This is a genomic window from Streptomyces thermovulgaris (assembly GCF_002155915.1).
Taxonomy (GTDB): Bacteria; Actinomycetota; Actinomycetes; order Streptomycetales; family Streptomycetaceae; genus Streptomyces; species Streptomyces thermovulgaris.
Genome location: NZ_MUME01000135.1, coordinates 1 through 8,480, shown reverse-complemented (window position 1 = coordinate 8,480; position 8,480 = coordinate 1). Strand labels below are relative to the sequence as shown.

Below are 8,480 nucleotides of genomic sequence, written 5' to 3'. Positions count from 1 at the left end.
TACGACCCGTACGCGTACGGGGGCCAGGCCCCCTCGGCGCCGTACGACCAGGCGTACCAGCAGGGGTACGACGAGCCGTACCCCCAGCACGGCAACGGCAGTGAGCGCCCCCACGGGAGCCAGCAGTGAACCGCACGACCCTGTCCCTGATCACCGGTGTGACCGCACTCGCCGCCGTCACCGGGTTCGCCGCGCTGAACCCGCCGGACACCCCGGGCGGCGGCCCCGTCGAGGCGGCCGCCCAGCTGCCCGTCGAGCGCACGACCCTGGTCTGTCCGACGCCCAGCAGCTCCGACATCGCCGACACCTCGTACACGTCCTTCACCCCCGTCACCCAGGGCGCGAGCAGCACGGGCAAGGCCCGGCTCCGGCCCGCCACCGGAAAGCCGGCGGACGGCGACGGGAAGGACGGCTCCAAGGACTCCGAGGACTCCAAGGACGGGGACGCGCAGAACGAGGAGAACACCGAGGAGAACGAGGAGAACAAGGAGAACGAGAAGAGCGGGGACGGCGAGCGGGCCGTCGAACCCGTCCTGGAGCCCAAGGAGCCCGGCAGCCCCGCCACAGGCGACACCTCCGGCGCGGACGCCCCCGCACTGATCGGCACGGCCGAGGGCAAGTTCGCGCCCGGCTGGACGATGCAGCAGACCACCGAGGTCGCCGTGGGCGCCGGCCGCGGTCTGCTGGGCATCACCTGCGCCGCCCCGGACACCCAGTTCTGGTTCCCGGGCGCGAGCACGGCCTCCGGCCGCTCCGACTACGTCCATCTGACCAACCCCGACGACTCCGCGGCCGTCGTCGACATCGAGCTGTACGGCAAGGACGGCCCCGTGGCGTCGGACGCCGGGGAGGGCATCACCATTCCGCCGTACTCCAGCGAGCCGGTCCTGCTCTCCACGCTCACCGACGCCCCGCAGGAGGACCTCACCGTGCAGGTGAGCGTGCGCAGCGGCCGGGTCGGTGCGGCCGTGCAGGCCCTCGACGACAAGCTGGGCGGCGACTGGCTGACGGCGTCCGCGGACCCGGCGAGCGACCTGGTGCTGCCGGGCATCCCCAAGGACGCCACCTCCGTACGGCTGGTCGTCTTCACACCGGGGGACACCGACGCCGATCTGAAGGTGCAGCTGGCCACGCCGACCGGGCTGATCACACCCGCCGGGAACGCGACGGTCCGCGTCAAGGCCGGGATGACGACCGCCGTCGACCTCGGTGCGATCACCCGCGGGGAGGCGGGCTCGCTGGTGCTCACGCCGGCCTCGCGGCCGGTGCCCGTGGTCGCGGCGCTGCGGGTCGTCCGGGGCGAGGGCGACAAGCAGGAGACGGCGTTCATCCCGGCGACGAGGCCGCTCGAGAGGCGCGCGACCTCGGCCGACAACAGGGCCAAGGGCTCGACGCTCTCGCTGACCGCCCCCAAGGCCGCCGCACGGGTCAAGGTCACCGCGTCGGCGGGCAGCGAGGGCGGCACACCGGCGTCGAAGACCTACACGATCAAGGCGGGCAGCACCCAGGACATCGCCCCGCCGGTGCCGTCCGGACTGAAGGGACCGTACGCCCTGACGGTGGAGCGCCTCTCCGGCGGCCCGGTCCACGGGGCGCGCACCCTCGAGGTGGCGGCCGGGGGCGTTCCCGCGTTCACGATCCAGACGCTGCCGGACGACCGGGGGACCGTGGCGGTGCCGCGGGCGGAGCAGGACCTGTCGGTGCTGCAGAAGTAGAGGGGGCTCCCCGGGCGGCGTCTCAGTCCTCGCCGTACCGGGGGTCCACCGTCTCCGGGGTCAGTCCCAGCAGTTCGGCCACCTGCTCGACGACGATCTCGTGCACCAGGGCGGCCCGCTCGTCGCGCCCCTTGGCGCGGATCTCCACCGGCCGCCGGTAGACCACCACACGGGCGCGCCGCCCGTCCCGCGCGGCGATCGTGCCCCCGAGCGGCACCGCCTCGTCGCTCCAGGGCTGCCCGGGCTGGTCCAGCCGGGGCACCTCCAGCACGAGGAAGTCGATGTCGGCCAGCTGCGGCCACCGTCGCTCCAGGCGGTCCACGGAGTCCCGTACCAGGTCCGCGAATGCTTCGGCACGGCTCGCCGCGAGCGGCACCTGCGGCGGTGCGATCGGGCCGCGCATTCCACGGCCGTGGCGATCACGTCGTCGAGGCCCGGGGCCGGTGGCCCGGGGCGGCACACGGTTGTCCATCACTGCTGAAGGGTAGTCCCCGGTGTCCGTGGACGTCCGGTCCCGGCGGTCTGTGGTCCGGCGGTTGCTCGGGCCGGGGGTCGGACTCGATTCCGTATCTCTCCAGCATCTCCATGGTGCCGCCGTGCTCGAGGCGATTGGCGGCCTTTGTGTCCGGTTGCGAGCGAAGCCGGGGGCGTTCGATCGCTCGACCGGGCATCCTTGCAGGTCAGCGAAGCGTGACAGAAAGGGTGTGCGGGACTTTTCGCTCGGCGACACGGTGGAACGACCTGATGGAGAGTCGTCGCGGCCCGCTCAAGAGTGCGGTACCGTCCAACATCGTGAGCTCTGTACGTCGTTGTTCGCGCACCGCTTGCGGCCGGCCTGCCGTAGCGACGCTGACGTACGTCTACGCCGACTCCACCGCCGTCCTCGGCCCGCTCGCCACCTACGCCGAACCCCACTGCTACGACCTGTGCGCCGAGCACTCCGAGCGCCTCACCGCGCCCCGGGGCTGGGAGGTCGTCCGCCTTCTCGACGGTTCGGCTCCCGCACGGCCCAGCGGGGACGACCTGGAAGCGCTCGCCAACGCCGTGCGCGAGGCGGCCAGGCCCCAGAAGCGGGCGGCCGAGGCCGGTGGCGGCGGTCCGCGCGCGGTGGACGCGTTGGAGGTCGCACGCCGCGGTCACCTGCGTGTGCTCCGCTCTCCGGACAACTGATCACCGGACAACTGATCACCGGACGACCGGTCACCGGCGGCCGATCGCCGGACGACCGACTGCCGGGCAGCCGCGGTCCGCGCGCCCGGCCCTTCGCCATGCCGCCCCTCGGCATGCCCGCGCACACGTCCGCACCACGCCCGCGGCCGTGCCCGTGCCGTACCCGGGGCATGGCACAGGGACGCATCCGCGGCGCATCCGGCCACCGGCGCCACCACGGCCGGCAGGCACCGGTTAGCTTGTGGTGACCGATAGGACTCCGGAAGGGTGGGCCGTGACTGCTGATCTGTCGCAGATCGTGAAGGCGTACGACGTGCGCGGAGTGGTCCCGGACCAGTGGGACGAGTCCCTGGCCGAGCTCTTCGGAGCGGCCTTCGCCCAGGTGACCGGCGCGAGCGCCCTGGTGACCGGGCACGACATGCGGCCCTCCTCGCCCGGCCTGGCCCGGGCCTTCGCCCGCGGGGCGGCACGGCGCGGCGCGGACGTCACCGAGATCGGGCTGTGCTCCACGGACCAGCTGTACTACGCCTCGGGCGCCCTGGGACTGCCGGGCGCGATGTTCACCGCCTCCCACAACCCCGCCCAGTACAACGGCATCAAGATGTGCCGCGCCGGCGCCGCCCCCGTCGGCCAGGACTCGGGCCTGGCGGAGATCCGCGAACTGGTCGAGAAATGGCGGGAGTCGGGCGCCCCGGACCCCGTCGCCCGGCCGGGGACGATCACGCAGCGCGACACCCTGGACGACTACGCGGCCCATCTGCGCTCCCTCGTCGACCTGACCTCCCTCCGCCCCCTGAAGGTCGTCGTCGACGCGGGCAACGGCATGGGCGGCCACACCGTCCCGACCGTCCTCGCCGGCCTGCCCGTCGACCTGGTGCCGATGTACTTCGAACTGGACGGCACCTTCCCCAACCACGAGGCCAACCCGCTGGACCCGGCCAACCTCGTCGACCTGCAGAACCGGGTGCGCGCCGAGGGCGCCGACCTCGGCCTCGCCTTCGACGGCGACGCCGACCGCTGCTTCGTCGTCGACGAGCGCGGCGAGCCGGTCTCCCCGTCGGCGATCACCGCGCTGGTCGCCGCCCGCGAGCTGGCCAGGAACGGCGGCAAGGGCGTGATCATCCACAACCTCATCACCTCCTGGTCGGTCCCGGAAGTGGTGAGGGAGCACGGCGGCACGCCCGTGCGCACACGTGTGGGCCACTCCTTCATCAAGGCCGAGATGGCCCGGACGGGCGCGATCTTCGGCGGCGAGCACTCCGCGCACTACTACTTCAAGGACTTCTGGTACGCCGACACGGGCATGCTGGCCGCCCTGCACGTCCTCGCGGCCCTGGGCGGCCAGGACGGCCCCCTGTCGTCGCTCGTGGCCCAGTACGACCGCTACGTCGGCTCCGGCGAGATCAACTCCACGGTCGAGGACCAGACGGCCCGCCTCGCCGCCCTCAAGGCGGCGTACGCCGGCCGCGACGACGTCACCCTGGACGAACTCGACGGCCTCACGGTCACCGCCGCCGACTGGTGGTTCAACGTCCGCCCCTCCAACACCGAACCGCTCCTGCGGCTGAACGCCGAGGCCCGCGACGAGGCCACGATGGCCCGGGTGAGGGACGAGGTCCTGGCCGTCATCCGCGGCTGAGGCACCCCGAGGGCCGCTCCCGTCCACCCCGGGCGCGGCCCGGACCGGCCCCGCCGTGCGATCCTCACCGGCGGTACCCTGACCAGGCACGACCGTACGACCGCACACACGTCCGCCCGCCCCCGAAGGGAACGCCCATGCCGCTCGAAGCCGGCCTTCTGGAGATCCTCGCCTGCCCCGCCTGCCACGCCTCCCTCAAGGAGCAGGACACCGAGCTGGTCTGCACCGGTCAGGACTGCGGTCTGGCGTACCCCGTGCGCGACGGCATCCCCGTCCTGCTCATCGACGAGGCCCGCCGTCCCGCCTAGCATCACCCCTCCACGGGAGGTACGCCGCCCCCGGACGGGGTACGCCGTCCCACAACCGACGACCCGGCGTTCGGAGCCTGATCGGAGGCTGCCGCCCATGCTCGACGAATCGCTGCTCGACGACCCCGAAGGACTCGCCGAGGCCGACCGGCGCGGACTGCTCCGCGGCGCCGCCGAGGCCGGCGCCCGGGTCCGCACCGCCGTCCGGAACGCCGCCGAGGCCGGCGTGCGCGACCTCAGGCCCGACGGCCGCCCGCGTGCCGTCCTGATCGCCGGACCGGGTGCCGCCGCCACCCATGCCGCCGACCTGCTCGGCACGCTCGCCGGCGCCGGCAGCCCCGTCATCCGGCTGGCCCCCACCGGTGTGGCCCCGGCCGCCGGTGCCCTGCGCTGGGAGCTGCCCGGCTGGGCCGGCTCCGTCGACCTGCTGCTGATCGCCACCCCGGACGGCACCGAGCCCAGCCTGTCCATGCTCGCGGAGCAGGCCTACCGGCGCGGCTGTGCGGTCGTCGCCGTGGCCCCGGCCCGCTCCCCGCTCGCCGATGCCGTCCGGGCCGTCCGCGGCCTGTTCGTACCGATGGCGACGGCACCGTACGACCAGGGCGAACCCCTCGCCGGATCCGCCCCCGGCGTGCTGTGGGCACTGCTCACCCCGCTGCTCGCCCTCCTGGACCGCGTGGGCCTGCTGACCGCCCCGCCCGACGTCCTGGAGAGGACCGCCGACCGGCTGGACCACGTCGCGGAGCGCTGCGGACCCGCCATCGTCACCTACCGCAACCCGGCCAAGGCGCTCGCCGCCGAACTCGCCGACACCCTGCCCCTGATCTGGACCGAGGGCGTCTCCGCCGGCCCCGCCGGCCGCCGCTTCGCCGCCGGGCTCGCCGAACTCTCCGGCATCCCCGCGGTCGTCGCCGAACTGCCCGAGGCGCTCGCCGCGCACAGCGCCCTGCTCGCCGGTCCCCTGGCCGCCAGCGCGGACCCGGACGACTTCTTCCGCGACCGGGTCGAGGATCCCCCCGCCCTGCACGCGCGCGTGGTGCTGCTCCGCGACCGCCCGATCGGCGGCCTCACCGCCGCACCGGCCGCCCGTGAGCTGGCGCTCGGCCACGACACACCGATCAGCGAACTGGAACCGGAACCGGGGGACGAGCTCGAGACCCTTGCCGAACTGATCGCCATCACGGACTTCACCGCCGTGTACCTGGCGCTCGCCTCCCGCACCTGACCCGATCCGCGCCCGGCCCGTTCCCGATCCGTCCCCGGCCCGTTCCCGATCCGCCCCTGACCCGTTTCTGCCGCCCGGACCCGCGAGAACCGCAGAGAGAGACGATGGACCGCCTCGACAACACCATCCGCCCCTACGCCTGGGGCTCCACCACCGCCATACCGCACCTGCTGGGTGTCGAGCCGAGCGGCGAACCGCAGGCGGAGATGTGGATGGGAGCCCACCCCGGCGCGCCCTCGCGCACCGGACGCGGCACCCTCGCCGAGGTCATCGAGGCCGACCCGGAACGGGAACTGGGCGCCAGGACGGTCGCCAGATTCGGCCCGCAGCTGCCCTTCCTGCTCAAGATCCTCGCCGCCGGCGCCCCGCTCTCCCTCCAGGTGCACCCCGACCTCGAACAGGCCCGACGGGGCTACGCCGACGAGGAGCGCCGCGGCATCCCCCTCGACGCCCCGCACCGCAACTACAAGGACACCAACCACAAGCCGGAACTGGTGTGCGCCCTCACCGAGTTCGACGGCCTGTGCGGCTTCCGCGCACCGGACCGGGCCGCCGACCTGCTCGACGCCCTCGGCGTGGCCGCCCTCAAGCCGTACGTCGACCTGCTGCGCACCCGCCCCGAGAACGCGGCCCTGCGCGAGGTCCTCACCGCCCTCCTCACCGCCGACCGCGAGCAGATGGCCGGCACGGTCGCCGAGGCCGCGGCCGCCTGCGCCCGCCTCGGCGGCGACCACGCCCCCTACGCGGACATAGCCCGCCACTACCCGGACGACCCGGGCGTCCTCGCCGCGATGCTCCTCAACCACGTCCGCCTGCAACCCGGCGAGGCGCTCTTCCTCGGCGCCGGCGTCCCGCACGCCTACCTCAACGGCCTGAGCGTGGAGATCATGGCGAACTCCGACAACGTCCTGCGCTGCGGCCTGACCCCCAAGCACGTCGACGTCCCCGAACTTCTGCGCATCGTCCGCTTCGAGGCCGCCGACCCCGGCATCCTGCGCCCCGAGGCCGGACCCGACGGCGAGGAGGTCTACGACACCCCCGTCGACGAGTTCCGTCTCTCCCGCTACGTCCTGTCCGAGGGCACCGCCGGCCGCGACCTCACCCTCGACACCCCGCAGATCCTGCTCTGCACGGCCGGCTCCGTGCGGACGGGCGAGCACACCCTGACCCCGGGACAGTCCGTCTTCGTCCCGGCAGGCGAGAAGACCGATGTGTCCGGCGCCGGCATTCTCTTCCGGGCCACCGTCGTCGTCTGACCCCGCCCGCGACGGCCCGATTCATCGCCGCCGGACGTCGCGGCCCGGCCGGGCTGCGACAATGACCCCCGGCCAAAGCCCGGGCACAAGCCGGAATCGACACAAGCCGGAAGCAGTACGAGCCGGAATCGACACAGGGACGACAGCGAAGGGACCGGACGGACACATGAGCGCGTCAGGCGGCACCAAGGCGATTGTGGCGGCACTCGGTGCCAACCTAGCGATCGCGGCATCGAAGTTCGTGGCGTTCGTCTTCAGCGGCTCGTCGTCGATGCTCGCCGAGAGCGTGCACTCCCTCGCCGACTCGGGCAACCAGTTCCTGCTGCTGCTCGGCGGCAAGAAGGCCCAGCGCGAGGCCACTCCGCAGCACCCGTTCGGCTACGGACGCGAGCGCTACATCTACGCCTTCCTGGTCTCCGTCGTCCTGTTCACCGTCGGTGGCATGTTCGCCATCTACGAGGGCTACGAGAAGATCCTCCACCCGCACGAACTGGAGCACTGGTACTGGCCGGTGGGAGTCCTCGTCTTCGCGATCATCGCCGAGGGCTTCTCCTTCCGCACGGCCATCAAGGAATCCAACGAGGTGCGCGGCAAGCTGTCCTGGACGGAGTTCGTCCGCCGCGCCAAGGCACCCGAGCTCCCGGTCGTGCTCCTGGAGGACCTCGGCGCACTGGTCGGTCTCGTCCTCGCCCTCGGCGGTGTCGGCCTCGCCCTGATCACCGGCGACAGCATCTGGGACGGCATCGGCACCATCTGCATCGGTGTCCTGCTCGTCCTGATCGCCGTCGTCCTGGCCGCCGAGACCAAGTCCCTGCTGCTCGGCGAGGCCGCCGGCACCGACGTGGTCCAGCAGATCGAGGCCGCCATGGTCGACGGCGAGACCGTCACCCGTGTCATCCACATGCGCACGCTCCACCTCGGCCCGGAGGAGCTGCTCATCGCCGCCAAGATCGCCGTCCGGCACGACGACACGGCCGCCGACGTCGCCGCCGCCATCAACGCCGCCGAGGACCGCATCCGCGCCGCCGTGCCCATCGCCCGCGTCATCTACCTGGAGCCCGACATCTACTGCGAGGCCGAAGCGGCCAAGGGACCGGACCGCGAGGCCACCCCGGGCGGCCCGGCCCCCCACACCGCCGGCCACTGAGTCCCGGGTCCGTCGCGAGG

At 73.1% G+C, this 8,480-nt stretch carries 8 protein-coding genes; 7 read left to right on the top strand and 1 reads right to left on the bottom strand.

All coding sequences use genetic code 11. The features are described 5' to 3' along the window. Positions 1–125 precede the first annotated feature (125 nt). On the top strand, positions 126–1,715 hold the full coding sequence (locus CCN35_RS13365) for a DUF5719 family protein (protein WP_067396716.1): 1,590 nt from the start codon (positions 126–128) through the stop codon (positions 1,713–1,715). A gap of 22 nt (positions 1,716–1,737) precedes the next feature. Here the strand turns inward: CCN35_RS13365 and CCN35_RS13360 are convergent, their stop codons facing one another. After that, positions 1,738–2,187: a metallopeptidase family protein gene (locus CCN35_RS13360; protein ID WP_079129805.1), complete on the bottom strand. Its 450-nt coding sequence runs from the start codon at positions 2,185–2,187 to the stop codon at positions 1,738–1,740. Positions 2,188–2,459: 272 nt separating this feature from the next. Here CCN35_RS13360 and CCN35_RS13355 point away from each other — a divergent pair, with 272 nt between their 5' ends. The 6 genes from CCN35_RS13355 to CCN35_RS13330 all read left to right on the top strand — a co-directional run bounded on the left by CCN35_RS13355 (position 2,460) and on the right by CCN35_RS13330 (position 8,460). Further along, positions 2,460–2,885, top strand: a complete 426-nt coding sequence (locus CCN35_RS13355; protein ID WP_067396711.1) for a DUF3499 domain-containing protein — start codon at positions 2,460–2,462, stop codon at positions 2,883–2,885. A gap of 274 nt (positions 2,886–3,159) precedes the next feature. Then, on the top strand, positions 3,160–4,524 hold the full coding sequence (locus CCN35_RS13350) for a phosphomannomutase/phosphoglucomutase (protein ID WP_079129804.1): 1,365 nt from the start codon (positions 3,160–3,162) through the stop codon (positions 4,522–4,524). A 137-nt stretch (positions 4,525–4,661) separates the two neighbouring features. Then, positions 4,662–4,832 (top strand): Trm112 family protein, encoded by a 171-nt coding sequence (locus CCN35_RS13345; RefSeq protein ID WP_079129803.1) that lies wholly within the window; start codon positions 4,662–4,664, stop codon positions 4,830–4,832. Between the two features lie 97 nt (positions 4,833–4,929). Next, positions 4,930–6,057 (top strand): SIS domain-containing protein, encoded by a 1,128-nt coding sequence (locus CCN35_RS13340; protein ID WP_086792793.1) that lies wholly within the window; start codon positions 4,930–4,932, stop codon positions 6,055–6,057. A gap of 104 nt (positions 6,058–6,161) precedes the next feature. Further along, complete coding sequence (manA, locus tag CCN35_RS13335) at positions 6,162–7,313, top strand: mannose-6-phosphate isomerase, class I (protein WP_086792792.1); 1,152 nt, start codon at positions 6,162–6,164, stop codon at positions 7,311–7,313. A 166-nt stretch (positions 7,314–7,479) separates the two neighbouring features. Beyond that, positions 7,480–8,460: a cation diffusion facilitator family transporter gene (locus CCN35_RS13330; RefSeq protein ID WP_067396703.1), complete on the top strand. Its 981-nt coding sequence runs from the start codon at positions 7,480–7,482 to the stop codon at positions 8,458–8,460. Positions 8,461–8,480 lie beyond the last annotated feature (20 nt).